Raw genomic sequence first — 26,354 nt, forward strand, 5'->3', positions numbered from 1 at the left:
GACGAGATGCTTAACAAAGAATACGGGGTTTTAGACCATGCCCTATGGGGCTTTAAGAGAAAACGTCACTCTGCGTTGCGATACTTCGAAAGGTGCCTACATTCCTTCAGTATCGCGCCTTAATTGACGATTTCTCTTAAAGCCTGAGTCTTAGACGACTTATTCACACCTTCCCTGGCCCCAATATTCATCAAATATACGAAACATAAAAGAGCGCTTATGGTCTTTCTATTATCCACATTATTTGTTCTGATTTGAGTACGGTTTAAAAACGTGTATCAACAAATAAATGACAAACAGATAAAAAACACTCTCTCAACTGTATACATAAGGACAGCCAAATGTACAAACGACAGACACCGCAACGATTGTTACTGCTTTCATCACTCTTTCTTAGTCAGAGCCTCTTTGCCTCTGGTCAAGTGACCGATGCCGTTGCTCCAGAGCAAACGAGTGCCATCTCTGAAAAAAAACTGGTCACAGCTCAACACGAGATGGTAGCAACCGCCAACCCTATCGCCACTCAAGTGGGTTACAATGTGCTCAAATCGGGAGGCTCTGCCATTGATGCACTGGTCGCCGTGCAAATGACATTGGGCCTTGTAGAACCTCAGTCTTCTGGTTTAGGTGGTGGCGCTTTCGCCGTTTACTACGATGCCAAAAACAAACAGCTCACCACCTTTGATGGGCGCGAAACCGCCCCCATGAAAGCCACTCCAGAACTATTTCAAGACAACAATGGCAAGCCGCTCAAATTCTATGATGCAGTAGTCGGAGGGCGCTCTGTTGGGACGCCTGGCACCATTAAATTGATGGCCGAATTGCACAAACGCTATGGTCGAAAACCTTGGTCAGACCTATTAAAACCGGCAGAAAAAATAGCCCTCGATGGCTTTATTGTTTCGCCTCGACTCGCCCACTCTGTTGAAAGCAACAAAGCACACTTGTCCCGTTACCCAGAAACCAAAGCGTACTTTTTCAACTTGGATAACAGCCCCATCCAAGCAGGACAACGCCTGAAAAATTTGGCCTATGCCAGAACCTTAAGTGAATTAGCCATGCATGGCCCTGATATTTTTTATCATGGGAAAATTGGCAAGGACATCGTTCGGCAGGTCAACCATGTGGTGGATAATCCAGGGGTTCTGTCCGAAGCGGACTTGGCTAACTACCAAGTCAAACAAAGAAAGCCCGTGTGTCTGCCCTATAAACAATATGATATTTGCGGCATGGGGCCTCCCAGCTCAGGCGGCTTAACCGTTGGACAAATAATGGGCATCACCGAACAATTTAATCTCGCTAAAATGGGTCCCAACTCACCCGAAGCTTGGCAAATTATAGGCGATGCGTCACGTTTAGCGTTTGCGGATCGAGGTCGATATATGGCTGATACGGATTATGTCCCTATGCCACAGGGCCTACTAGACCCGAGCTATTTAAAGGCCCGTGCCCAACTTATCACCCCTGGCAAAGCGCTTGATCACGTTGCAGCGGGAGAACCTGAATGGCGCCATCCGATCAAGCAGGCAGACGATATCGCTATTGAATTTCCCAGTACCAGTCATATTGTCATTATCGACAAAGATGGCAACGCCGTTTCTATCACCACCACCATTGAAAGCGCCTTTGGCTCAAAGCTGATGGTCGATGGCTTTTTACTCAATAATGAGCTAACAGACTTCTCTTTTAAGTCATACGAAAATGGTTACCCAATCGCCAATCGATTAGAACCTGGTAAACGCCCACGCTCTTCCATGTCGCCTACCATCGTTATGAAAGAGGATAAACCTTACTTGCTGATCGGCTCACCAGGAGGCTCCAGCATCATTGGTTATGTCGTTAAAACGCTGATTGCGAATCTTGAATGGGGCATGAACATTCAGCAAGCCATTTCTTTGCCCAACGCCATCAATCGTTTTGGTACTTTTGAACTGGAGGAAGGCACAAAAGCAGAAGCTCTAAAAGGGCCATTAGAGAAAATGGGCTATAAAGTCGCCATAAAAGATTTGAATTCCGGGGCGCAAGGCATTGAAATCCAATCGGGTAAGCTCTACGGCGGAGCAGACCCAAGACGTGAGGGCTTGGTTTTAGGAGATTAATGAAAAACGCTCCTTCCCTTACTTACACTCCCCCCATAATGACGAGCCGTCATAATGGGGGGAGTGATCTCTAAATAAGATCAACGGCTTTCCAGTGTTCTAACAGTATATTGATAAATAGCTCAGCGGCAGGCGATACGGAAGTAGAACTACGCTTGACCAAGCCAATTGAACGATCAATTTTCTGCCCTTTGAGCGGCCTGAAAGTCAGCGTTGATGCCGAACTCAACGGCATGGCTAATTTCGGTACAATGGAGATGCCTAATCCCATTTCCACTAACCCCAATGAGGTTGAAAGGTGTTGAACCTCATAAAAACTGTTTAATTTCACCTGATCTCTGGCTAACGATTTATCCAATAAAATACGATTACCGCTGGCTCGTCCAACACTGATTAATTTATAGGGTTCCATATCAGCCCAAGACACTTCATCCAACTCGCACAATGGGTGATCTTTCCTCAGACAAACCACAAAAGGATCATCGAGAAGCGGTGTGAAAACCACCTCAGGGTGCTGTGCAATAGCCATGTTGATGCCAAAATCGGCATCCCCTCGAATAACGGATTCCAGCCCCTGATTGGCACTTTCGTCTAATATTTGAATACGAATGCCAGGATAACGTTCGTTAAACACATTAATAACACTGGGCAAAAAATAAAACGCAGCAGTTGGAATGCACGCAATAATGACCTTACCTTTTTGCTGGGATGCCATGTCTTTAATGCCCAAAATGGACATTTCAAACTCTTCTACCATCCTTCTGGCCTTGGGTAAAAACTCTCTGCCGACCGATGTTAACCAGGTTTTTCTCGTTGTTCTTTCGAACAATTGTGCCCCAAGCAAAGACTCTAATTTTTGCATTCTTCGGCTTAATGCAGGCTGCGAAAGAAAGGTTAATTCCGCTGCATCATGAAAGTTTCCCGTCTCCGCAACCCGAATAAAAATAACCAAATCTTTGAACTCTATTTGATGCATGATCTCACCACTGATAACAATTTTGCATCATTTATAACTTATTTTTGCATTTGATGCACCAATCCACCTTATGAGATCTTAGCGCCAGTACCAATAACAACAAGGTTTTTTATAATGTCACAAACCATATCCTGCATGATTATGCGTGGTGGCACCTCTCGAGGCCCATACCTGAACATTTCTGACCTACCCAAAGAGAGAGAGGCCTGTGCGGATGTTCTTTTGAAAATAATGGGATCTGGTCATGAACTTCAGATAGATGGCATCGGTGGGGGCAATAGCCTAACAAGCAAGGTCGCCATGGTAGGCCCCTCAACCCATCCAGAAGCGGATGTGGATTATTTATTTGCTCAAGTGGGCATACTCGAGAAGAAAGTAGACTTCGCGCCAAACTGTGGAAACATGCTAGCAGGTGTCGCACCTTACGCGATCGAAACAGGGCTATTCCCAGCCTCAAACGATAAAACAATCGTACGCATTCATAATGTCAATACTGGCAAGATTATACATGCCACAGTATCAACACCTAATGGCAAAGTTAAATATTCTGGAAACACCATTATCGCTGGCACTAACTCGCCAGGAGAGCCTATTCATTTAACCTTTATCGACGTTGAAGGCTCTAAAACAGGCAAATTACTACCAACAGGGAACAAAATAGATATTATTGACTCGGTCCCCGTTACCTGTCTCGATGCGGCCACTCCCGTGGTTTTGATTAAAGCCGCAGACCTTAAAAAGACAGGTTATGAATCCCCATCAGAGTTTGATAATGATGTGGAATTCATGAGCCGATTAGAGAATATTCGCCTACAAGCTGGTCGATTAATGGGCCTAGGCGATGTATCTAACTCCGTAATCCCTAAACCTATTTTGCTGTCACCCGCTTTGCACGGTGGCACCATTTCAGCACGCTATTTCGTACCAAATAAATGTCATAAGGCGTTAGCTGTCACAGGCAGCATCGCCATTACAACCGCCTGTTGTACGCTCGGTACCATTGCATCAGAACTGATCAATAATAGCACCGACGATTCTTCTTTTGTTCTTGAACATCCCTCAGGAACAATAGAACTGGGTGTCACACGTAACGCTGAAGACAGGACTGTCATCGCAAGCGTGTCACTCATTCGAACTGCTAAACGAATATTAAGTGGCATCATTTATCTCGATTAGCAAACTAAACTATCTCAACGACTAAGATAAAAATTATATAAAAACAAAAAAGGATAATAATATGAAAAAGCACCTGAAGCTCTTATGTGCCTCAACTTTAATCTTTGGTAGTTTGCTAACTACGACTGTTAAAGCTGAGACGGCAGACATTCCCTCAACCATTAATTGGACCATACCCTTTGGTGTTGGTGGTGGTACAGATGTTTGGGCACGCTTTATCGCTCCCTATTTGACAAAGTATATTCCCACTCACCCAACGGTTGTTATTAAAAACCAACCAGGTGGTGGCTCCATTACGGGTACCAACTTATTTTATCAACGTGCTAGAAGCGATGGTTCCGATATTTTAGGTACCTCGGCATCAACACTTTTTCCGTTTATGCTGGGTGATAAGCGCGTCCGCTACAACTTCGACAAATGGATGCCATTAATGGCCAGTCCAACAGGTGGCGTTGTCTATGTTCAGCCTAACCTTGGCGTTAAGTCCGCCGCCGATATTGATAAGCTAAATGGCGTCACACTTCCTTTTGGATCCCAAGGTCCAACTCGACTTGAGCTGCCAGTGCTAATGGCCTTTGAAATGCTTGGTCTTGATGTGAAACCAGTATTCGGTATGAAGAGCCGTGGCGCAGGCCGTCTGGCTTTCGAACGTGGTGAAGCAAAAATCGACTTCCAGACCACTTCGGCTTATCTCAACTCAGTAGAAGACTTGGTTAAAAACCACAAAGCGATTCCTTTATTCTCATTAGGGGTGATGGACGAAGATGGAAAGATAGTACGCGATCCAGCTTTTCCAAATTTACCCACATTCCAAGAGGTCTATTTCCAGAAATATGGCAAGAAGCCATCTGGTAATGAATATACCGCTTACTCTAAGTTCTTAGCGGCAGGTTTTGCTTTCCAAAAAGTGATTTTTATTCCCTCAAATACACCAAACGACATTATTCAGGCGTATCAAAAAGGGATTAAAGAGATGTTGAAAGACCCTGACTTCATTAAAGACTCTATAGTGCAAATTGGCCCCTACAAAAATATTGTGGGTATCAATGCCGCTAAACACCTTCAAGAAGCCACCAAAATTTCTCCTGAGCTGTACGCTTGGGTAGCCAAATGGCTAAAACAGAAATTTGATTATTCACTCTAATCCAATGCTGTCATTAGGAGTTATTCATGACCGTGCTTCTTAGTGCCTTAGACCAAATCTTATCTTTTACGCACTTTATCTACTTATTAGGTGGGGTCCTAGTTGGTCTTGTGGTAGGTATTATTCCAGGACTCGGTGGTATTGCTGGTATGTCCTTACTGTTACCATTCATATACGGAATGGAACCATCTGTTGGCTTAGGAATGCTAATGGGACTGGTTGCAGTAATACCTACGGGCGATACGTTCACCTCCGTTTTAATGGGAATTCCTGGATCGAGTTCTTCCCAAGCCACGGTCATGGATGGCTTTCCACTAGCGAAAAAGGGCCAAGCAGCGCGTGCTTTATCCGCTGCTTTCATGTGCTCAATGATAGGTGGTGTGGTAGGTGCTATCGTTCTCAGTGTGTTCATTCTAGTTGCACGACCGATTGTACTGTCTTTCTCTTCCGCCGAATTATTTATGCTGACCCTATTGGGATTAAGTGTGGTGGCGGCGCTATCTGGCGGCAACATTTTTAAAGGTTTGGCTGCTTGTGGATTTGGCTTACTGGTTGGCTCTGTTGGTTCAGCCCCTGCTACAGGCGAGTTTAGATTTACCCTTGGCATCGATTATCTTTACGATGGCATTCCTTTGGTTGTTGTCGGTTTAGGCATTTTTGCCTTACCAGAAATCATTAGTCTGCTCGTGCAAAATAAAGCGATCGCGTCCACTCCCAACAAATTAGGACATGGCCTAAAACAAGGGATAAAAGACGTTTTTCAGAACCTTCCACTCGTTGGTAAATCATCTATTTTTGGTAGCCTTGTTGGGGCCATTCCAGGCTTGGGCGGCTCCGTTGTCGATTGGATGACTTACAGCTTTGCCATGAATTCGAGTAAAGACAGTTCACAATTTGGTAAAGGTGATATCAGGGGGGTTATCGCACCTGAATCTGCCAATAACGCCTGTGCCTCTGGCAGTATGATTCCAACGTTATTATTTGGCATACCTGGCTCAGGGTCAGCGGCGGTATTTTTAGGCGGTATGTTATTGCTTGGTTTACAACCAGGCGTCTCAATGATTACCACTCATCTGGACCTAACCTACACCATCATTTGGTCTTTAGCCTTAGCGAACATTTTGGGTGCGGTTTTTTGTATTTGTTTTACACGCCCGATTTCACTGCTGACCTACGTTAAATTCTCAATACTTGCTCCCATCATTTTAACACTTATTCTGTTTGCCGCTTATCAAGCGACTCGCAGCCTAGGCGACTTCATCGTCCTTGGTGTCATTGCGACTATAGGTGTCTTAATGAAGGATGCAGGATGGCCACGCCCAGCGTTTTTAATTGGCTTTGTACTGTCATCTGGTGCGGAAAATTACTTTTTCCAAAGTATTCAGTTCTATGGTTACTCATGGTTTGAACGTCCTGGCGTAATTATTATTGCTTTGTTGATCCTATTGGGCTTTGTTCTTCCTCCTATTCTCAAAAGCAGAAGAAAAGCACAAAAAGACGAGGATCAAGCCACAGAAAAAGCGTTACCAGTCACCTCTGTTACCGATCTGATACTGATTCTTTTCATTACCAGCGCGGGGGCATATGCTTTATTTAAAATATGGGACATGTCCACATTAACCAAGGCATTTCCTCTGATTGCTATCGCGATTGTACTTTTCTCCTGCATCGCATTGCTGATTCAACGCTATAAAGTGAAGCATCAAAAAGTGGCCACCAATATAAGGTTAGAGGCTTGCTATATTATTGGCTTCTTTTTCATCGCCTGTGGATACTACTATTTAGGATTTATCTCCACTACATTTATTTTCTCATTGCTATTTTTATCCTATTTAGCAAAAGCCTCATGGCTTAAATCGTTAATCATCTCTTTTTGCTTAGTGGTGTTCTTATTAGTCATGCGCCATATCATGCACATCGACTATCCGGAAGGCTTTTTAGACCCTTACATTTTAACACCAATAGATAAAATATTTTAAAACTCATTGGTGAGGTTGCTCCCCCGCCTCCTCACCTTTTTTATTAACAATAAAACAATAAAAGGTTACAGATATGTCTGATACATCCAGTAATACGCCTTTCAAAAAGTCCTATATTATAATAACGATAGCATTAGCCTTATCAGGCTTATCAGAACTAGCTTCTTTATTTTTTATTCAACCTCTGCTGCCGACACTATCGAAGCTGTACCACATTCCCACCGATCATATTAGTGAAATTCTATCGGTTGAAACGGCTATGCTGGCTGTTGGTCTATTAGTCACCGGGAGCTTATCAGATCGTTTTGGACGAAAAAGACTCATTGTCACGGCACTCTTTTCCGGCGCAGTTATCACTAGTCTATGCTCTTTTATCCACTCTTGGGATCTTCTTGTTGCCATGATGGGGCTGCTTGGTCTAACGTTAAGCGGTATCGCAGCTGCGGCAACAGCTTATATTAGTGAAGAAATCCCCTCTGCTGTGGCCAGTATTGTCACCGGCTATTTTGTTTTCGGTAATTCAATGGGAGGCATGTCTGGTAGGGTGTTTGCTAGCCAAATGATTGCACACACTCAACTTCATAATATTTTCTTAGGGTTTTCATCACTACTATTTGCGATTTCATGCTTAGTACTGTTCTTACTTCCTTCTTCTAAAAACTTTAATCCAACACACAGTTTAAAATTAAAAAGCATTGTGAATGGTATGGGGTTTCATTTAAGGAATAAAAAAATCCTGCCTGTATACTTCATTGGATTCATTATTTTTGGTGTCTTTACATCACTTTATAGTTTTTTAACGTTCCATGTTACTCAATCTCCATTTAACTTATCTCGTGCTCATGCTGGCCTTATCTCTATTTGTTTTGCTTTAAGTGTTATAAGTGCACCACAAGCAGGAAGACTGTCCAATAAGTTAGGCAGCTGCCCCGTTTACATTGGCCTATTTATAGCAATGATTGTTGGCATTGTATTATCACTATCAAACAGCATATATACCGTTTTAGCAGGGGTCATCATTTTTACCTGCTGTTTCTTTGGATGCCATTCTATTAGTTTAAGATGGGTAAACAAATATGCAGAAAAAGATAGAGGTCAAGCAACCTCAATTTATCTATTTTTCTATTATATTGGTGGCTCCGTTGTTGGCTATATCAATGGCTATATTTACTCAGATTTAGGTTGGAAAGGCCTTGTTATCTTTGTCGCAGCACTGCTTTTAGTCGCGATAATCATTGCTGGCTACCTAAGACATATCCCCTCTGAACAGGCAGAAGCCGCTGCGGCTTCTTCTTAACGTATCGGCCTATTACTTATAAATGTCTTTATCTAGGCCGTATTTGCGCATTTTGTCGTAAAGTGTTTTTCGCGGCAAGCCAAGGGCATCCATGGTGTCCTTGATAGACCCTTTCTGACGCAGTAGTTCTTGTTCTAGGAGCGTTTTTTCAAAACGCTCCATTTGCTCGGGTAACGTCATCACCCCAGGATTGTTTTCATTGATAATGATCTGGTCAAACTCAAAAGACCCCGCTTCTCCCATCAAGACATAGCGCTCTGCAAGATTACGAAGCTCCCGTACGTTGCCAGGCCAATCATAACTTAACAGGCTATGCATTCGTGCTGCGGATAGCGGCTCAGACTCTCGCTTATATTGAGCAGTGGCCACTAATGAAAAATGCTGCCAAAGCAAAGGAATATCATCCTTTCGATCACGCAGTGGAGGAATATCCACACGGACAACATTAAGTCGGTAGTATAAATCTTCTCGGAAGGTACCACTTTCACTTAAGTGTTTTAAGTCCACTTTGGTGGCCGCTAAAATACGTAAGTCTAAATCAATCCCTGTGTTGGATCCCAAACGCTCCAAGCGACGCTCTTCCAAGACTCGCAATAGACGAATTTGCATAGACATGGGCATACTTTCAATTTCGTCTAAAAATAAAGTGCCGCCATTGGCATGCTCCAGTTTACCTATACGTTGAGTTTTCGCATCGGTAAACGCGCCTTTTTCATGGCCAAATAATTCGGACTCCATAATAGAATCTGGCACCGCCCCGCAATTAATCGCCACAAAGGCTTTACCGCGACGCAAACTGTGCTCGTGAATAAAACGTGCCACCAGCTCTTTCCCTGTCCCTGTTTCGCCCTGAATCAAAATATCGGCCCCCGTATCGGCGACTTGAAGTAAGACCTGACGTAAACGATGAATGCCTGGAGTATTGCCGACAATACGCGGACCGGGTGCATTTTGAGCGACCAGTTCTAAACGTAATTGACGGTTTTCGATGGTTAATCGGCGCTTTTCGGTGGCACGACGCACCACTTCTAAAAAGTCCGTATTGGAGAAGGGTTTTGCGATAAAATCATAAGCGCCATCACGTATTGCATTAACGGCCATACTAATATCACCATGGCCCGTTATCAGAATAAAGGGAATCTCTTTATCAATCTTTTTGACGGCTTCAAACAGTTCTAAACCACTCATTCCCGGTAAGTTAATATCGCTGACAATAATACCCGGCCAATCGATTGACAACTGATCAATCACCCCTTGCGCACTGGCAAACGCACTAACCTCAAAGTCTTCCAACTCTAATGTTTGCGAAATCGCCATACGGACGGATTCTTCATCGTCGATCAATATCACTCGATTGTGCTCTGTCATTACATTTCCTTGATGGTTACTTTGGTTTTATTCTCATCGATTAACGCTGGTTTTGACACTACTTCATTTGGCTCTAATGGATATTGGTTTAAGTAGATATTGGCTGAAAACGTGTTAGCGTAACACAAAACTCAGCCCCTCCAGAGTCTAGGTTTTTTGCTTGGATTTGCCCGTTCATGGCCTCAACTATACGCTGGCTAATGGACAAACCAAGCCCTAACCCCACCCCTGATGCCTTAGAAGTAAAAAAGGGCTCGAACAAATGCTTTTGCGCCTCTTCACTAAGCCCTTTGCCAGTATCCTGAATGGCAATCAACACCTTATCCGCGCTTTCTTTTATAAGCACACGAACCTGTTTATCAGCCTTGGCGGCTTCCTGAATAGCGTCGGCGGCGTTCGCGAGTAAGTTAACCAACACTTGCTCTAAAAATACCGTATCCCCCACGACGATCAAGCCTCTGTCTTCGGGTAACTCAATGGCAATATCTGCACTTTTATACCGTGATGCCATAATGCGCACGGCAGCGAGCATCGCTTCATGAACGCGAATCGGCCCCTGCTGTACATCCCCTTTTCGCGCGAATACTTTAAAGCGAGCGATAATATCTCCCATATGACGACCCAGCTGGCTGATTTGCTCTAAGTTGGCTTTCGCTTGCGGGTATTTATTACGCTCTAAAAAAGTCAAACCGTTTTCGGCAAACGCTCGAATGGCGGTTAATGGCTGATTTAACTCATGATTCAGCCCCGCGCTTAACTGCCCCAGCACTGCCAACTTTGCCGTCTGAATCAGCTCCCGTTGGGTACCTTCATGTTCTTCGATTTCACGACGAAGCCGACTGTTTGCCTCTTCTAGTTCGGATGTTCTTTCTTTTACCCGCGCTTCTAGGGCATTTCTCGCATGGGTAATTTCTTGCTCATAACGCTTACGTTCCGTCATATCGTGGAAAGTGACCAAAAAGCTACGACGGTTAGGTAGTTGCATTTCACATAAAGTCATTTCCACAGGAATACTCTTTTCCACAGAGATATCCTGTGTCGACATCCTCTTATCATGTGTTAAACAACACAGCGTCCCCTCTTGAGTGAGCACCTTAACTCCCATGGATTCTATGTTTTGCTCATCTCCTTGGTGATTGTCAGTAGGCTGAAATACAACACTCAGGGGCTGGCCTACTAATGGGGCCAATGATTGCCCTAATAATCTCTCAATGGCCGGGTTAAAGGACTCTATTTGATAACTGTCATCTAAAGTCACTAAGCCTGCCTGTGTATTCTGAATGACTTCACGAATATAAGCTTGATTATGACGGGCCATTTCATTGGCGTCAGAACGCTCCCGTAACATGCGAGAGCGCAGGGTCGCCAAGCCAAGTAGTAAGGCAGTAATAATCACCCCGCCGACAAAAATAGCGCGCCACAGAGCGATGTCTTCATTAATGGTTTTTAGCGGTGCAAAAATCGCGACGCGGAAATTCAATAACTGAATCGGACGACTCATCTGTAAATAAGCATGTCGCTCTAGCTGCACCTTACCATTTGGTAATGTCACCTCTTCTAGCACATCAATAATGGAGGCTTTGCTATCGAAGGGTTTGCTATAAGCAATCGCAAGCTTTTCAATATCCTTGTCTTTATAGCGCTGGCTCTCGGCGATGCGTTGTAGTTCCTGATGAGATAACTCCCCTAACAAATGGTACAACCAATCTGGATGGGAGCTACTAAAGACGATCCCATCTGGATCAATCAGCAAAAATTCATAACTTTGATTATTGAAGCGTTTCTCAAACTGTGTGAGATCCACTTTAACGACTGCCACGCCAATAATCTTGTCGCCACTGTAGACAGGATAGGAAAAGTAATAACCACGACGATTCGATGTGGTTCCAAGCGCATAATAGCGGCCTGCCTTGCCAGACATGGCCTCCTTAAAATAGGGTCTAAACGCAAAATTTTTGCCAACAAAACTGGTTTTCTTTTGATAATTGGAAGCGGCAATGGTCAAGCCCTGCCTATTAATAATGTAGCTGTCAGAGGCCTCCGTGATAAGATTGATTTGCTTGAGCTCTCGATTAAGCTGCTCAATATCCTTGTCGGTTTCGTGAAGTAGAGCCTGTTTGACCCTATCATTAGATGCCAGCAACGTTGGCATGTGTTGATACTTCACAATCGCATTTTCTAACACGCTTACCAGCTGATTTAACTGATCAGCTACCTCATAACGCAGTGTTTTGATTTGCTGATGACGAAGCGCATCACCACCTTTTAAGACAACCCACACGACAAGCAATAAAGCCAATAAATACAGCCAAATAAGTCGTTTTGGCCCACCACCCAACAGACCATTTTTTAGACGAGTACGAAACATTATGTGACGATCTTTCAAGCAGATATCCTATTCTTCTTATTCGATATCAATTCAGAATTGATGCGTAATCTATCCGCCAAATAGCGATTAAATCTCGCCATTTAGCACTCAAGTAGGCCCATGCTCTCGTTAAGTCCCTCATTTCCCCTATTTTCAAGCACGTTGATGGGCAAAAGGAATAACCTGTTCAATGTGCTGTTGCCCCGTTAGTAGCATCAGCAAACGGTCTACCCCTAAGGCGACACCTGAACATTCTGGCATGCCAACCTCCAATGCCGAAATCAAGCGTTCATCAAACTGCCGATCAGCTAATCCCATGTGTTTGCGTGTTCGTTTGTCATCCGCAAACCGTTTTGCCTGTTCCTTTGGGTCCGTCAATTCATGATAGCCATTCGCCAACTCCATACCTTGCCAATAGAGTTCAAAGCGCGCAGCAACCTCTTGTCCTTGTTCATTCAAATGTGTGGTCGCCAATGCGGCCTGACTTGCTGGATAACTGTGAATAAAACATGGCAGATGTTGCCCGATAGCAGGTTCCACCACAGACGCAAACACCAACTCCAATAAGGTATCTCGATCCGTTTCTTGCAAACCGTATTCGGTCTGTTGATGGGCATACTCCTGTAATGCACTTAATTCACACGACAATGGGTCAAGCCCTGTGTGACGCAAGAAAGCCGCTTGATAACTCAGGCGCTCACACTCAAGCACCTCATCTTTCGTTAATTGGGTGTCTTTTGGTAAACCAACCACCTTGATGATGGTCTTTAATAACGCTTGGATTTCATCCATTAGTTGCCAATGATCCAAGCCCACCCGATACCATTCCAACATAGTAAATTCAATGCTATGACGACGGCCTATTTCTTCAGCACGAAACACTTTACCAAGCTGGTAAATCGAACCAGAGCCCGCACATAACAAACGCTTCATAGCAAACTCAGGGGACGTTTGTAAATAATAGATCAGATTTTGCCCTTGCGTTCTAGCCTCACAGGTCAACACTTCAATATGAGGGTCGGTAATGCTGGCAAGGGACAAACTCTGAGTGTCCACCTCCATCACCTCTCGTGCCTCAAAAAAGGTACGAATACATTGCAATAAGCGGGCACGCTTTCTTAGTGTTTCAAGGTTAGCACTGGGCTGCCAAAGGGCAGAATCATACATAACAAATACTCAGAAAAATAAAAGACATCATAGCAAACCTAACAAAGAAATAACGCGGATATAACCTCCTCCACATCACCATACTCGCCGATACAACTAATCACTTAATGGGCTCCATAAAAGTTTCAGCCCCGCCATCCCAAAAAAGACAGTAAATACACCATCAAATAGGCGTTTCAATTTGAAATAAGTAACACGAATTTTAGGGTTAGAGAACAGCAATGCGTAACCAAAAACCACTATGGCACTTTGTAACCCTAATAGTAAAATCAAAGGCAGAAGTGCCAAAACATGACTGTTTTTCGGGACACCCAAAGCATAAATAGAACCTAAAAGTAAAATCGCTTTTGGGTTAGTCAAATGGATCATTAGGCCGCGTAAATAGAGGCGGTTACCTTTCCCTCCCTCTCTTCTATTGGGTTCAAGTTTTATCCCTTTTTGCCCCATAGATAAAAACGATTTGTAGGCTAAATACAACAAATAGACACCACCCAAATAGCGAAGCATATCGAATAGCCAAACATTGGCATACATGACGGCCCCCATGCCAAGCGCCGCAGCACAGGACCAAAAGAGCGAGCCCGTCAAAATACCACTCGCTAACAGCAAGCCAGAGGTTCGACCATGGCTCATCGAGGTATTAGCAATCGCAAGAGTGGCAGGACCTGGGCTTGCCATCGCCACCAGAGCTGCCAACAGAATCAGTCCGTAGTGTATTTCTTGCATAACGATTTTCTCCAAAGCCTAAACGCCATCAGCCAAGTTGACATTGAGTGAGGGTTTAGCTTTCATCTGTCCGATAAAGAGACCTAATAATATGAAGCCAGCCGCCATCACTTCATTGAAGGACACCACTTCACCGTAAAACCAATAGCCACCTAATATACCAAATACCGGTACAAGCAAGGTCATCGGAGCCACGCTCGACATAGAATAGGTCATCATCATTTTATTCCAAAACCAATACCCTAGTAAGGTCGTTGGATAGGCTTGAAATACAATAGAAAACAGGGCCCATCCATTGAACCGCTCAGGTAAAAGCGTGACGGCTTGCACACCATGGCTCAACATCGCTAATACCAATAAAGGCAGTGGCGCAAACATCATGGCCCAAACATTAAAAGCAAAAACCGATTGAGTATTGGCACGTTTCACAATCAAGCCATTGACACTCCAAAAGACGGATGCCACGAGAACAAGAATAACGCCTTGCACCGTCACTGATTCCCCTTTAGAAAGCATAATCAAGAGTAAACCAAACAGTGCTAAGCCTGCTCCACATAGCTTATGGCGTGTAATCGTTTCATTCAAACACAACCAGCCCACCAGCAAACTGCTCACCACACTCATATCCAACAACAGTGATGCCATTCCTGCCGACAAACCTGCATAAATGGATAGAGTGGTCATGCCCCAAACACCAACACCAAAGCTCAACCCATAGCCAAACAAATAGCGCCATTTCACCTCAGGCCGCTTGATAAAGAAAATCACGGGGAAAACCGCAAAAGTGAAGCGCAGTGCTGTGAGTACCAATGGATCAATCTCGTTGGTACCCAGCTTAATCACACTGAAATTGAATCCCCACAGTGCCATCAAAGCGACCAATAAAAGGACATCTTTTAATTTCATTCTTCTCTCCAGTTAACCAAATAATGGGAATTAGTATTGAAGAAAGAAGGAGAAGAGAACAGATTCAATTTTTAACAAAAATAAGAGTACAATCTTAAGACAGCTTGCTAATCGGTATTCTCGACCATGACACTCTACGAAACACTGGCTCAACAATTTATTGCCGACATTCGCTCGCAAAAGCTTTCTATAGGGAGCCGTTTGCCTGCCCTTCGTGTCATGGCTAAACAACACCAAGTTAGTATGACCACAGCAACAAAAACCTATGAGTATTTGCAACAAGCAGGCTACATTTTTTCTCAACCTCAATCGGGATATTTTGTCGCCAGTCAATGGCATGATGTCGCTTTTCCTGCCCCTAATCTAATTGACAAACAACGCCGTGACCCAAAGCAATTCGCGCCAGACAAAGGCTACAGCCCAACGGTTGCTTTTTTTAACCCCCTTGGCACTTGTCGAGTTTCATCTGAGTTACAACCTCTCACCGAATTACAACGCTGCATCAAACGAGTCACCAGACGCTCAGAAAGCCGCCTCTTTCAATACCCTGAAATACAAGGAGATAGCCGATTACGACATGCCCTTGCTCAGCATTTCCTTCAAGATCACTTCCCTTTTTCACCAAATGACTGTGTGATCACTCACGGGTGTATTGATAGCATTCGCATTGCTATTGAAAGCCTCACCAAAGATGGGGATACCATTGCTATCAGCTCCCCATGTTTTAGTGGTTTGCTTGATCTATTAGCGGCGTTATCCAGAAACATTATTGAAATTCCCTATACTAGCCAAGGGATGGATTTAGCATTACTCGAGAAGGTAATGAAACAGGGGGAGGTTCAAGCCTCGCTATTTAGCACCACCCATATCAACCCAACAGGTCAGAGCTTGCCTGTCGAACAAAAACAAGCTTTAGTGACACTCGCGACTAAGTACCAAATTCCCATGATAGAAGACGATGTGTATTTTGAACTATCTCATCAAAAACACCTTCCGCTACCCGCTAAGTATTGGGACAAAGAAGGTTATGTGGTTTGGTGTGGCTCGGTCTCGAAAACATTAGCAGCAGGATTAAGACTTGGCTGGAGCTTACCTGGGCGCTACCTCACTCGATATCTACAACACTCGTCACATACTTGCTTTGGGGTAAATGGCTTAATGCAAGCCTGTCTTGCAGAATTTATGTCAACCGGTGAATACCGTTCGCATGTGAATAAAATTCGTCTCACATTGCATCATCAAGTTCATGCTTATCGACAATATTTGATTGAGCATTTGCCTGCCGACGCATTGGTTAGCCTACCCGATGGTGGCCTCGTTTTATGGGTCAAAATTCCTAATGTAAATACTCAAAAACTGGAACAAGAAGCCCAGACATTGCATATAGATATTCGTAGTGGCGCCTGTTTTAGCACTCACGATGCCTACCACGATTGCTTTCGTATTAACTGTGGTTGGTCACTGGCCAAAAAGGAAGCAGACAATACCGCCTTTCAGCAATTGAGTCGATTATGTGAACTAATAAATGAAATAAAACGCCGTCCATAAATAATCTGTATAGAATTTACATCCATCTCTTTGATCTATTGACAATATTATCTATAGTGAGCACTGGTCTTTTCTTTTGGATTGGAAGCTCATAATGGTGAAACGTAAAACAAAAGTTTTTGTTGTTCTGATCGTCTTGATTGCAATCATCGCTGGGGCAATCTTGTTGTTTTCTGGCCTCAAAGATTTTGATCTAAGCAATGCAAAGGTCACCAATGTCTCATTTACTTCCGGTAATAATACCTTGCAAGGCTCTTTAGTTCTGCCCAAAAATGTCACATCCCCCCCTATTGCCCTGATCGTTCATGGCGATGGTGCACAGACACGTTTTGAGAACTCCAACTATTTGCCCTTAGTGAACAGTTTATTAAAGGATGGTATTGGTGTGTTTAGCTGGGACAAACCTGGAGTAGGCCAAAGTACTGGTGCTTGGCTGCAACAATCCATGTCTGACCGAAGCGACGAGGTGAGAGCAGCATACAACAAGATACATTCTCTGCCCGCCCTAAAAAACAGTCCAATTGGCTTTTTGGGATTTTCGCAGGCGGGCTGGGTCTTACCGATTACTGATAACGAAATGAAGCCTGCTTTTACTGTGATCGTAGGCGGTGCGGTCAGTTGGCGTCACCAAGGCGCCTATTTCACTAAGCGTCAGTTAGAAGATCAAGGCTTAAGCCCCACGCAAGTCTCGCAACAAGTTGCCGAGAACCTAAAAGAGAACGATGCAACCTTTGCAAACCCAGACGCTCCTAACCCAGGCCTGCGACCTAAAATGAACCCAGATCGTTTTGATTTTGTCGCACGCAATTACGATAGCGACGCCACTCCATACCTTGGCTCAATGCAGGGGCCTGTCTTGGCGCTTTGGGGAGCTGACGATAAAAATGTCGATCCACTTTATAATCAAGCGATCTACAATCAAAAGCTTCATCCTGACCAAGAACAAGTCACCGCGATTATCAAACATGCCACCCATGGTTTATTAAAATCGCAATGGTTTAATTATCAACTGCCCTCAGAATGGCCTCTCTGGCGTAAAGGGTTGTTTATTTTAATGGGGCGTGATGCTTATGCGCCACGCGCTTTGGATACCATCGGAATGTGGATAAACCAAGTGACTCAGGAAGAAGCCCAATCCAAGACAGTCGCTTCCACGACTTCTGCCCCCCAAGATACCAAGCAATGAATCATCACCTTAGTGTCTTAGACTGAACAATAATGGATTCAAAAACACCGCTTTGCTCTACGAATCAGCTTGAACCCCTAGAGGAAATGCGGTGTAGACTTTTTCTTAAACATCCTATAAGGACAAGGAATGACCTTTTCCATCGAACTACTTACACTGTTTTTTTTCGTAGCCATGATAGCAGGTTGCATTGATGCCATCGCAGGCGGGGGTGGGCTGATTACCATTCCAACCTTATTGCTTTGTGGGGTTCCCCCTGCTCAAGCAATTGCCTCTAATAAAGTGGGCGGCGTGGGGGGCTCTATGGCATCTACCCTTCATTTTATTCGCATGGGACACATCAATTTGAAAAGCGCTAAGCTGATGATCGCCACCAGCTTTATCGGTTCTTTTTTGGGTAGCATATTACTCACTAAAATTGACAGCAGCTTTCTAGCGGTTTTTATTCCCTTTTTATTGATCGGTTTTTCCTTGTACTTTTTGTTCTCGCCTAACCTTGGTGCTTTAGATAGAAAACAGCTTATTACAGGGCTCGTTTATAGTGTATTTGTGGCCTCTGTCATTGGCTTTTACGATGGATTCTTTGGCCCGGGTACGGGCGCTTTTTTCGCTATTTCTTTTACCTTACTGCTTGGCTACAACTTGGTCAAAGCGACTGCCTATGCCAAACTTTTAAACTTTTGCAGTAACTTAGCGGCGTTGATTTACTTTATCATGTCTGGCTCGATCATTTGGGAAATTGGTATTGCCATGTTCCTTGGTCAGGTAATTGGCGGCATGGTAGGCGCCAAACTCGTCATCAATAACGGCAAGACTCTGATTAAAATCGCCATGGTCATTATGACAATGGCAGTTTCCATTAAAATGCTGTTCTTCAGTTAATCTTGGAGCCATTCGTCATGGTCGATACCAACCTCTACATCCCCATTAAACTGCGAATATGGCAATAAGCTGCACGGCCCAGTGCGTCTAAGTTATAACCGCCCTCAAGCACCGAAACGATACGTCCTTGGCAATGGCGGCCAGCTATTGCCATAAGCTGATCCGTCACCCAAGTATAATCACTGTCATCCAAGCGAAGCTGCCCCATCGGATCCGCTTTATGCGCATCAAACCCTGCCGAGATCATAATGAGTTCTGGTTGAAACGCTTCTAATGCTGGAAAGAGTCGCTCGGTATACATTTGACGGAACACCTCTCCTGTCGAACCCGCCTCTAACGGCATATGAAGAATATTATCGTGAGAATCCCCTGGGTCGCTGTAAGGATAAAACGGATGCTGGTAGCTCGAGGCATAGAGCACTCGATTGTCTCCTGAAAAAATCTGCTCTGTACCATTACCATGGTGAACATCAAAGTCGACAATAGCAACGCGACTTAAGGCGTGTTTATCCAAGGCATGCTTTGCCCCAACCGCAATATTATTGAAAAAGCAAAAACCCATGGCGCGATCATGTTCAGCATGATGCCCTGGTGGTCGAACGGAGCAAAACGCATTGTTCATCTCGCCACTCATCACCAAGTCCACCGCCTGAACCAAGGCCCCAGCAGCATGTGTTGCCGCTTCTAGAGTATGGGGCATCATCAAGGTTTCTGGCTCTAATTCCACTGAACCTTTTTTCGGTGCTTTGGCAAAAATCGCATTCACATAATCCATATCATGGGCGGCGATGATCTGTTCGAGCGTAGCAGGCTTTGCCTCAACCAAACGCAAAAAATCCAACAATTGTCCGGCAATGAGACGGTCTTGAATCGCGGCTAAACGCATCGGCGATTCTGGGTGCTCGTCACCCATATGGTGTTTATCACAATGATAGTGAGTTAGGTAAGCGGTGGTCATATCTCTTCCATGTTTTAGAGAACACTGTACAACGATAGTCACATCATCGTCGGCAACATTCACCTTTTATTATTTTTTAAATGGCGGCACTAATGTGTAAGATCAAAACGCTACATAGATCAAAGCATAATTTATAGCCAATAGACTATGCTACAAAGGTCTATTGTGTCATAAAGTTTATAATAATACCGTTACAGTAATACCGCCTACGCCTGCAGGCTTTACGGTTGCTAAATAAAGCTCATTTGGAGGTTCTCTTGCCACAACACGCCCTACAATCGCTTCTTGCCCCTCGCTCTGTGGTCGTGTTGACTGGGGAAGATCCATGCGATCCGATTTTATTGGCCCTACTAAAAGCCCTAGCCTCTGCGAACAAACACCCAGACACTTGCTTGGTTGGCGTCGCTCCCGACGCCTCTGAAGGGAAGATGTTTGAACAAAAGCACACATTGAATGAGCTGAATAAACCCTATGATCTTGCCATTCATGCCGGCACCACAAACGAGTCTATCGAAAATATCGTTGCCGCTTGCGCCAAAATGGGCATTCACACCCTATTAATGCTGTCTTGGACAGGGACGAGCGAAGTCGTGTTACGAGATTGTCTGCGTCAGCATAAGGTACGGCTATTAGGCCCTAACAGCTTTGGTATCTGTCGCCCTAAACAAGGCTTATTTGCCTGGCTTGGCTTAACTCAACCCATTCCAGGTCGGCTGGCCCTAATGTCCCAATCTGGTACGGTCGCAAGTGCCTTGGTAGATTGGTCGACTTGGCAAGGCATTGGCTTTTCTCAAGTGGTTTCCATGGGGGCTCCTGTTGACGTCATGCCATCACAAATCCTCGATTACCTGTCCAACGACTTTGAAAGCCAAGCCATCTTGATGTATCTACAAAGCGTCGGGAAACCTACTCGCTTTCTTAGCAGTTTACGAGCAGCCAGTCGTAGTAAACCCGTCGCCGTTGTTACCGAACATAACCTTGGTGCCGATCCTCGAGTTTTAGATGCGGCGCTTAACCGTACTGGCGCGGTTCGTGGTCGTCGGCTGAATGACCTAATCGGTGCAGCCTCTGTCATGACCAATGCTCGACGCATCAAAGAAGGCTCGTTGATGATTATAGGTAATGGCGCAGGACCTGGTGAACTGGCATCACAACGGGCATCGGAGCTAAATGTTGCTCTGTTAGCTCCCCAAGACAACCTACGACACAAACTCGAAAACATTGTTTCTGGTCGTGGTCATGTCGGCCCCGTCAGTACTGTTTGGGCCAGTTGCGCCAGCGATGTTTTTGTTGATATGGCACGTACCGCACTGGAGGATGAACAATGTTGCGCGGTGTTGCTCATGCTCAGCCCCACCGCCCTAATCGATCTCTCTTCGTTCTACGAGCAAGTGATTGAGCTACATCGACAACAGAAAAAACTTGTGATGGTATGCTTGCTGGGTGGCGGCGAAATGGTCACCATGCGCACTCGTATCAACGAAGCGGGCATCCCCACTTTTCGGACGCCCGAAACGGCACTCGAGGGCTTCCAATTTCTAGAACAATTCCAACGTAATCAACGCCTTGCCAAACAATCCCCAGACAGTAATGCTGCGGATGAGACATTCAATGTCGAACAGGCCAGACAACGGCTACAAGATCATGTGGCCGCCAACAAAACACGACTAGAAGGAGAAGAGTTAAAAGCAATTCTGTCTCTCTTCCACTTGGAAATGGTCTCTTTTTCACGCAACGACAGCGTCATTCATGCCGCCTTGCATGTGCGTATTTTCCAAGATCCTATTTTTGGCACGGCCATAGGCGTGGCCCTTGGCGGATCTGAACAAGGCGCCCCGCAAAAAAGTGAAGTGGTTGGCTTACCACCTCTCAATACACTATTGGTACGAGACTTATTAACGCAACTACTCCCATTACCCTCACAACACTCTTTCACCTCAGACAACAAGAAACAAATCCATCCACACATTGAACGCTTCTTATTAAATGTTTCCAGTTTAGCCTGCGAATTACCAGAATGTCAGACACTGCAACTCAGCAAGCTATACATCAATAAACACGGCCAACTCAATGGGGAAGCCTTTGCCACACTCACCTCTTGTCATCATCTACGTCGCTATGAACACCTGGCGATCCAACCCTACCCTCGCCAATGGGTACAACAGTTGACTTTGCGAAATAATTTCAATGTCACCGTACGACCCGTGCGTCCCGAAGATGCACCAATGATTGCTCAATTTGTGAAGAGCATGTCGAAACAAACCCGCTACCTGCGTTTTATCTCAAATATAGAAGAGCTCACGCCCAGAATGCTTGCGAGCATGTCACACATTGATTATGACAGAGAAATGGCCTTTATGGCGGTGCATACTGTCGATGGTCAAGACACATTGATCGGCACGTCCCGCTATATTGATAATTTTGACGATCACAGTTGTGAGTTTGCCGTTGTCCTCGGCGACGATTATCAAGGGCTGGGCCTCGCCTCTTACTTAATGAAGCAACTTATCTTAGTCGCCGCTGACAAAGACATTCACCTTATGAAAGGCATTGTGCTAGCTGAAAACAAACGTATGTTGACATTTTGTAAGCGCCTTGGCTTTACCATTAAGCGCGACCCCGATGATTTTGGACAAATGATTGCCGAGCTCAGTCTAACGCCAAATACCATTGAAAAATTTAAACATTCAGTAAAAAACGCCTAAGACTGTCTCCTTAATTCATTCACTCATCAAGGCTTTTTATTCACATAAAAGGCCTTACCATATATTCCATGAGACCTTTGCACGATGTCACGAGCGACGCCAAGACGCGGTAAAAACAGACGAGAAAGCGGAGTTTATCGCGATAAATGAGCATTTTGAATCTGTTTTTAACAAAGTATTGGCAAGCGCAGTCGTCATGCAGAAGTCCCTCCACAACTTAAACGAACGATGAAATCAATTGACTAACATCAAGTCCATTTGCTCCATCGTCACAATTTACAAGGAACTCAGTATGACCTATCGCTCAATCAAATTAATCAAACGTCCAGAAACCACCATTAGCGATGATGTGTTTGAATTAACCACCCAAGAGATACCAAAAGCAGGTAACGGTGAAGTGGTGGTTAAATTAACTCACCTGTCTCTCGATCCAGCCATGCGAGGCTGGATGAGTGCCGATGAAAAGAGCTATATCCCTCCTGTTAAACTAGGGGATGTGATGCGTGCCAGCGGCATTGGTGAAGTGGTCGAGTCCAACAACGAAAAGCTGCCTGTGGGGTCTCGTGTGATGGGCTTAATGGGCTTAACTGAATACGCCCTTAGCGACGGCCAAGGATTAAATATTATTCCCAAAGAGTTACCTGCTGAGGCAGTATTAAGCGTAATCGCCCTGCCGGGTATTACTGCCTACCACGGGTTATTCGAAGTGCTCAAACCAACATCAGGTCAAACCCTCGTCGTGACCGCAGCGGCAGGGTCTGTCGGTTCGTTGGTAGGACAAATGGCCAAAAACAAAGGCCTGACCGTGATAGGAGTGGCTGGTAGCGAAGAAAAATGTCAGTGGATTGTGAATGAGTTAGGCTTTGATCATAGCTTGAACTATCACGATGATGATTTTTCCGAAAAACTAGATGCAGCGGCCCCCAAAGGAATTGATCTATTCTTTGAAAATACGGGTGGCGTGGCGCAAGAGCCGATCTTCAACCATATGAATGCCCATGGTCGTATTGCCGTATGTGGCATGATTGCCGATTATCAAAGCAATCATCCGGCCCCTGGCCCGAATTGGATGGGGATTATCAAGCGCCGCCTGACCATTCAAGGCTTCACCATGCCAGATCACTTCCACCGTATTCCTGAATACAGTCAGGCATTAGGACAAATGCTAGCAAAAGGCGAGCTAAAATACCGTAGCCATGTCCTAGAAGGGTTAGAAAGTGCAACAAGCGGAATCAATCTACTGTTCAACGGTCAAAATAAAGGCAAATTAATCGTTAAACTTTAAAGAAGAAAACCATTAGTTCCCTCCCCTTATTTAAGGGGAGGGTTAGGGAGGGGTTTTCGCTTTGTCATGCAAATACAACCACAGGTCTTACTTTTTATATTGCTCTGCGATTTTTAAGTGATTCTCTACAGACTGTTTCATAATCACTTCTAAAAATTGTTTAGCAAAGTTGGGGTCCAGAGCGTACTGTTCTGCTAGCTCAGCAATGCGTTCGTACTGCTGAGCTTCACGCGCCTCATCCTTTGCTGGTAATTGATTCTTAGCCTTATAATGGCCCACCGCATCGGTGATTTTAAAACGCTCAGCCAGCATAGCCACCAAGGCATTATCAATGTTATCAATACTGTGACGCATAGACTCTAAATTCATCGTCGTTACTCTCCTAAAGATTTAACCAACAACAGCTTATAAGCAAAACAAATACCATTGTACCGACATTCAATTATTTTGGACTACCTTTACACATCACAATCAAAGTCATGGTGTAGTGGCCATTCGCTGTACCCTATTAAAATTTAATCTAACAATCATGAAACTTCATCGCTTTGTTATCGTCTATAGATAGCTACTTATGGATGAGCTAGGAACACTTGCATCAGGATGTTCAATTTTTTTGATCTGCTTGATTAAAAATCTCCGTTATTTTAATGCGCTTCATCTGGGTATAGTCGCATCAATTCAAACACAAAAAGGATTATTTTTTATGTCTTCAACTTTACTGTCTAAAATCACCACGACAACAGCGGGCCTTTCTAGCACGATTCTTCGTATTCCAGTTGGCTTAGTCTTAATGGGACATGGCTCCCAAAAACTGTTCGGCATGTTTGGTGGCTATGGTTTGGCGGGAACAGGCCAATATATGAGCTCTCTCGGCCTACATCCAGGTGAGTTAATGGCGGCATTAGCAGGTAGTGCTGAGTTCTTCGGCGGTTTAGCCCTACTGATTGGCTTGCTGGTACGCCCTGCGACCGTTTTTATCGGTTTTACCATGCTGGTGGCCATCTTCACCGTACACATTTCCCACGGCTTGTTCATTCAAAACGGTGGTTATGAATACGCACTGACACTTGTCGTAATCTGCGTCTCTTTATTTATCAGCGGCGCAGGCCCTTTGTCAGTAGACAAGGCACTCTCCAATAAATAGCAGTAGAACAGGAAATCTAAAGCAAAAAAAGACGAGATGAACATCATCTCGTCTTTTTTACTTTAGATATTATCTATAAATCTTAATAGCAAATAAGTCCTACTGCCTACCTAAGTCTCACAGTTTGACTTCATCTACCAGTTTTTCATTTCTTATAGCCTCTCACCTGTAAGTGGACAAGACGCTCTAAATAGCAGTAGAACGGGAAACACTAAAGCAAAAAAAAGAGACGAGATGAACATCATCTCGTCTCTTGCTTTAAGCATCATCTATAAGGGATTTTAAAATCAACTAAAGCAAATATAGATCTTAGAAGTTATACTGACCACTCAAAGCCACTTCGTTGCTTGCGTAGCCATTAGCGATATCAGATGTACCATCGTTATGACGGTATTCTACCCAAGCAAGGGCATTAGAAGTAAAGTTGTACTCAACACCTAGCTTGTAAGATTTAACGGTATCAAGCGAATTAGCGCCATCTTGATCTTGCTTTTGGAAGCCGTAACCAGTGTATAGACGGTATTGGTCGATAGTGTAAGCACCTACCAAGTCGTATGAGTTAAGCTTAGTGTCACTGTTCGTTGCTGCACCGTTATCGGTTTTAGAACCCAGGTAAACAAACGCTAAGTACAAGTTATTCAAGGTATAATCCGCACCTACACCGTAAGTATTGATTTTACCATCCGAATTTCCAGTCGCGGCTGGAGTTGCCTTAATCTTACCTGTAGATGGATCAAGTGCATAAGTAGCACCATTGCTCGCAGGGCCAAAGTTTTGACGGGCAAAAGCCGCACGAAGATTTAAGCCCATATCGGTATGATAAACAACGGCAGCGGAATAGGCATTGTCCTGAACCGTACCTTTGTTGATACTGCCAATGTCTTTACCATCGCTGTTACGGAATTGGTAACCCGCTTGTACATCGAAATTACCAAAAGAGTTAGCATAAACCACTTGGCTGGCTTGACGGTTTTCACCGTAGATACCGTCTTGCGCTTCCATACCCCATTGATCGAAAATATCGACTGTTTGAACAAGGCTGGTGTAAACCACTGTATTTTGCTGACCAATGGTTACTGTACCATTTTTCTTGAAGTCAAGACCAAAATAGGCTTTACGAGCAGTGAATTTAGAACCATCACTGTTTTGGCCTGCTACTTGCCACTCGCCTTTGGCAAACAAACCGAAGTTATCAGTTACCTTGGTTTCGCCTTTAATACCGATACGAGCTTTGGTTGTTAAATTACCTTGCGCATTCGCGTCTGTTGCATTTCCAGCCGTACCATTACCCGCGTGGGTCATGTCAGCTTCGACTCGACCATAAACATCTAGTTTAGAACCATCAGCCTTGTAGACAGTAGCAGCGTGTGCAGCTGTCGTTAGAGTAGCGGATGTTATTGCCAACGCTAAAATTGTTTTTTTCATGATTTTCTTCCTTAG

At 44.5% G+C, this 26,354-nt stretch carries 20 protein-coding genes; 11 read left to right on the top strand and 9 right to left on the bottom strand.

Annotated features, from left to right (window positions below; all coding sequences use genetic code 11):
- The first annotated feature begins 341 nt into the window (after positions 1-341).
- Entirely contained in the window at positions 342-2,099 is a 1,758-nt protein-coding gene (gene ggt, locus JHD45_RS16115; RefSeq protein WP_199477545.1) for a gamma-glutamyltransferase, read from the top strand.
- 70 nt (positions 2,100-2,169) lie between these two features.
- Here ggt and JHD45_RS16120 read toward each other — a convergent pair whose 3' ends face one another.
- Positions 2,170-3,075 carry a LysR family transcriptional regulator gene (locus JHD45_RS16120; protein WP_199477546.1) on the bottom strand — a complete coding sequence of 302 codons (906 nt, stop codon included), beginning with the start codon at positions 3,073-3,075 and terminating at the stop codon, positions 2,170-2,172.
- Positions 3,076-3,189: 114 nt separating this feature from the next.
- Between JHD45_RS16120 and JHD45_RS16125 the strand changes: the two genes are divergently transcribed.
- The 4 genes from JHD45_RS16125 to JHD45_RS16140 all read left to right on the top strand — a co-directional run bounded on the left by JHD45_RS16125 (position 3,190) and on the right by JHD45_RS16140 (position 8,671).
- A complete protein-coding gene (locus tag JHD45_RS16125; RefSeq protein WP_199477547.1) occupies positions 3,190-4,251 on the top strand; it encodes a 4-oxalomesaconate tautomerase in 1,062 nt (353 codons plus the stop codon).
- A gap of 61 nt (positions 4,252-4,312) precedes the next feature.
- The gene (locus JHD45_RS16130; protein WP_199477548.1) at positions 4,313-5,395 is read left to right on the top strand and encodes a tricarboxylate transporter; all 1,083 of its coding nucleotides are present in this window, start codon (positions 4,313-4,315) and stop codon (positions 5,393-5,395) included.
- Positions 5,396-5,421: 26 nt separating this feature from the next.
- Positions 5,422-7,374 carry a tripartite tricarboxylate transporter permease gene (locus JHD45_RS16135; protein ID WP_199477549.1) on the top strand — a complete coding sequence of 651 codons (1,953 nt, stop codon included), beginning with the start codon at positions 5,422-5,424 and terminating at the stop codon, positions 7,372-7,374.
- A 73-nt stretch (positions 7,375-7,447) separates the two neighbouring features.
- On the top strand, positions 7,448-8,671 hold the full coding sequence (locus JHD45_RS16140; RefSeq protein WP_199477550.1) for an MFS transporter: 1,224 nt from the start codon (positions 7,448-7,450) through the stop codon (positions 8,669-8,671).
- Positions 8,672-8,683: 12 nt separating this feature from the next.
- Here the strand turns inward: JHD45_RS16140 and JHD45_RS16145 are convergent, their stop codons facing one another.
- From JHD45_RS16145 to JHD45_RS16165, 5 genes are all read right to left on the bottom strand, one after another.
- On the bottom strand, positions 8,684-10,039 hold the full coding sequence (locus tag JHD45_RS16145) for a sigma-54-dependent transcriptional regulator (RefSeq protein WP_199477551.1): 1,356 nt from the start codon (positions 10,037-10,039) through the stop codon (positions 8,684-8,686).
- Between the two features lie 88 nt (positions 10,040-10,127).
- Complete coding sequence (locus JHD45_RS16150; protein ID WP_199477552.1) at positions 10,128-12,407, bottom strand: ATP-binding protein; 2,280 nt, start codon at positions 12,405-12,407, stop codon at positions 10,128-10,130.
- Positions 12,408-12,560: 153 nt separating this feature from the next.
- A complete protein-coding gene (gene epmA, locus JHD45_RS16155) occupies positions 12,561-13,574 on the bottom strand; it encodes an EF-P lysine aminoacylase EpmA (protein WP_199477553.1) in 1,014 nt (337 codons plus the stop codon).
- Between the two features lie 96 nt (positions 13,575-13,670).
- Positions 13,671-14,300, bottom strand: a complete 630-nt coding sequence (locus JHD45_RS16160; protein WP_199477554.1) for a LysE family translocator — start codon at positions 14,298-14,300, stop codon at positions 13,671-13,673.
- An 18-nt stretch (positions 14,301-14,318) separates the two neighbouring features.
- Positions 14,319-15,206: an EamA family transporter gene (locus JHD45_RS16165; RefSeq protein WP_199477555.1), complete on the bottom strand. Its 888-nt coding sequence runs from the start codon at positions 15,204-15,206 to the stop codon at positions 14,319-14,321.
- A gap of 126 nt (positions 15,207-15,332) precedes the next feature.
- Between JHD45_RS16165 and JHD45_RS16170 the strand changes: the two genes are divergently transcribed.
- From JHD45_RS16170 to JHD45_RS16180, 3 genes are all read left to right on the top strand, one after another.
- Positions 15,333-16,754, top strand: coding sequence for a PLP-dependent aminotransferase family protein (locus JHD45_RS16170; RefSeq protein ID WP_199477556.1), 1,422 nt, complete (start codon positions 15,333-15,335; stop codon positions 16,752-16,754).
- Between the two features lie 94 nt (positions 16,755-16,848).
- Positions 16,849-17,940, top strand: coding sequence for an alpha/beta hydrolase family protein (locus JHD45_RS16175; RefSeq protein WP_199477557.1), 1,092 nt, complete (start codon positions 16,849-16,851; stop codon positions 17,938-17,940).
- Positions 17,941-18,069: 129 nt separating this feature from the next.
- The gene (locus JHD45_RS16180; protein ID WP_199477558.1) at positions 18,070-18,822 is read left to right on the top strand and encodes a TSUP family transporter; all 753 of its coding nucleotides are present in this window, start codon (positions 18,070-18,072) and stop codon (positions 18,820-18,822) included.
- Positions 18,823-18,856: 34 nt separating this feature from the next.
- Here JHD45_RS16180 and JHD45_RS16185 read toward each other — a convergent pair whose 3' ends face one another.
- Positions 18,857-19,780 carry a histone deacetylase family protein gene (locus tag JHD45_RS16185; RefSeq protein ID WP_199477559.1) on the bottom strand — a complete coding sequence of 308 codons (924 nt, stop codon included), beginning with the start codon at positions 19,778-19,780 and terminating at the stop codon, positions 18,857-18,859.
- Positions 19,781-20,037: 257 nt separating this feature from the next.
- On the opposite strand from JHD45_RS16185, the gene JHD45_RS16190 reads away from it, so the two are divergent.
- Together JHD45_RS16190 and JHD45_RS16195 are read left to right on the top strand one after the other, a co-directional pair.
- On the top strand, positions 20,038-22,485 hold the full coding sequence (locus JHD45_RS16190) for a GNAT family N-acetyltransferase (RefSeq protein WP_199477560.1): 2,448 nt from the start codon (positions 20,038-20,040) through the stop codon (positions 22,483-22,485).
- 292 nt (positions 22,486-22,777) lie between these two features.
- Complete coding sequence (locus tag JHD45_RS16195; protein ID WP_199477561.1) at positions 22,778-23,770, top strand: NADP-dependent oxidoreductase; 993 nt, start codon at positions 22,778-22,780, stop codon at positions 23,768-23,770.
- Positions 23,771-23,857: 87 nt separating this feature from the next.
- Here JHD45_RS16195 and JHD45_RS16200 read toward each other — a convergent pair whose 3' ends face one another.
- Positions 23,858-24,139: a chorismate mutase gene (locus JHD45_RS16200; RefSeq protein WP_199477562.1), complete on the bottom strand. Its 282-nt coding sequence runs from the start codon at positions 24,137-24,139 to the stop codon at positions 23,858-23,860.
- Positions 24,140-24,473: 334 nt separating this feature from the next.
- Here JHD45_RS16200 and JHD45_RS16205 point away from each other — a divergent pair, with 334 nt between their 5' ends.
- Complete coding sequence (locus JHD45_RS16205; protein ID WP_199477563.1) at positions 24,474-24,914, top strand: DoxX family protein; 441 nt, start codon at positions 24,474-24,476, stop codon at positions 24,912-24,914.
- A 309-nt stretch (positions 24,915-25,223) separates the two neighbouring features.
- Here JHD45_RS16205 and JHD45_RS16210 read toward each other — a convergent pair whose 3' ends face one another.
- Complete coding sequence (locus tag JHD45_RS16210; protein WP_199477564.1) at positions 25,224-26,339, bottom strand: porin; 1,116 nt, start codon at positions 26,337-26,339, stop codon at positions 25,224-25,226.
- Positions 26,340-26,354: the final 15 nt, after the last annotated feature.

Origin of the sequence: Marinomonas spartinae (genome assembly GCF_016461715.1) — a bacterium.
GTDB classification, from domain to species: Bacteria; Pseudomonadota; Gammaproteobacteria; order Pseudomonadales; family Marinomonadaceae; genus Marinomonas; species Marinomonas spartinae_A.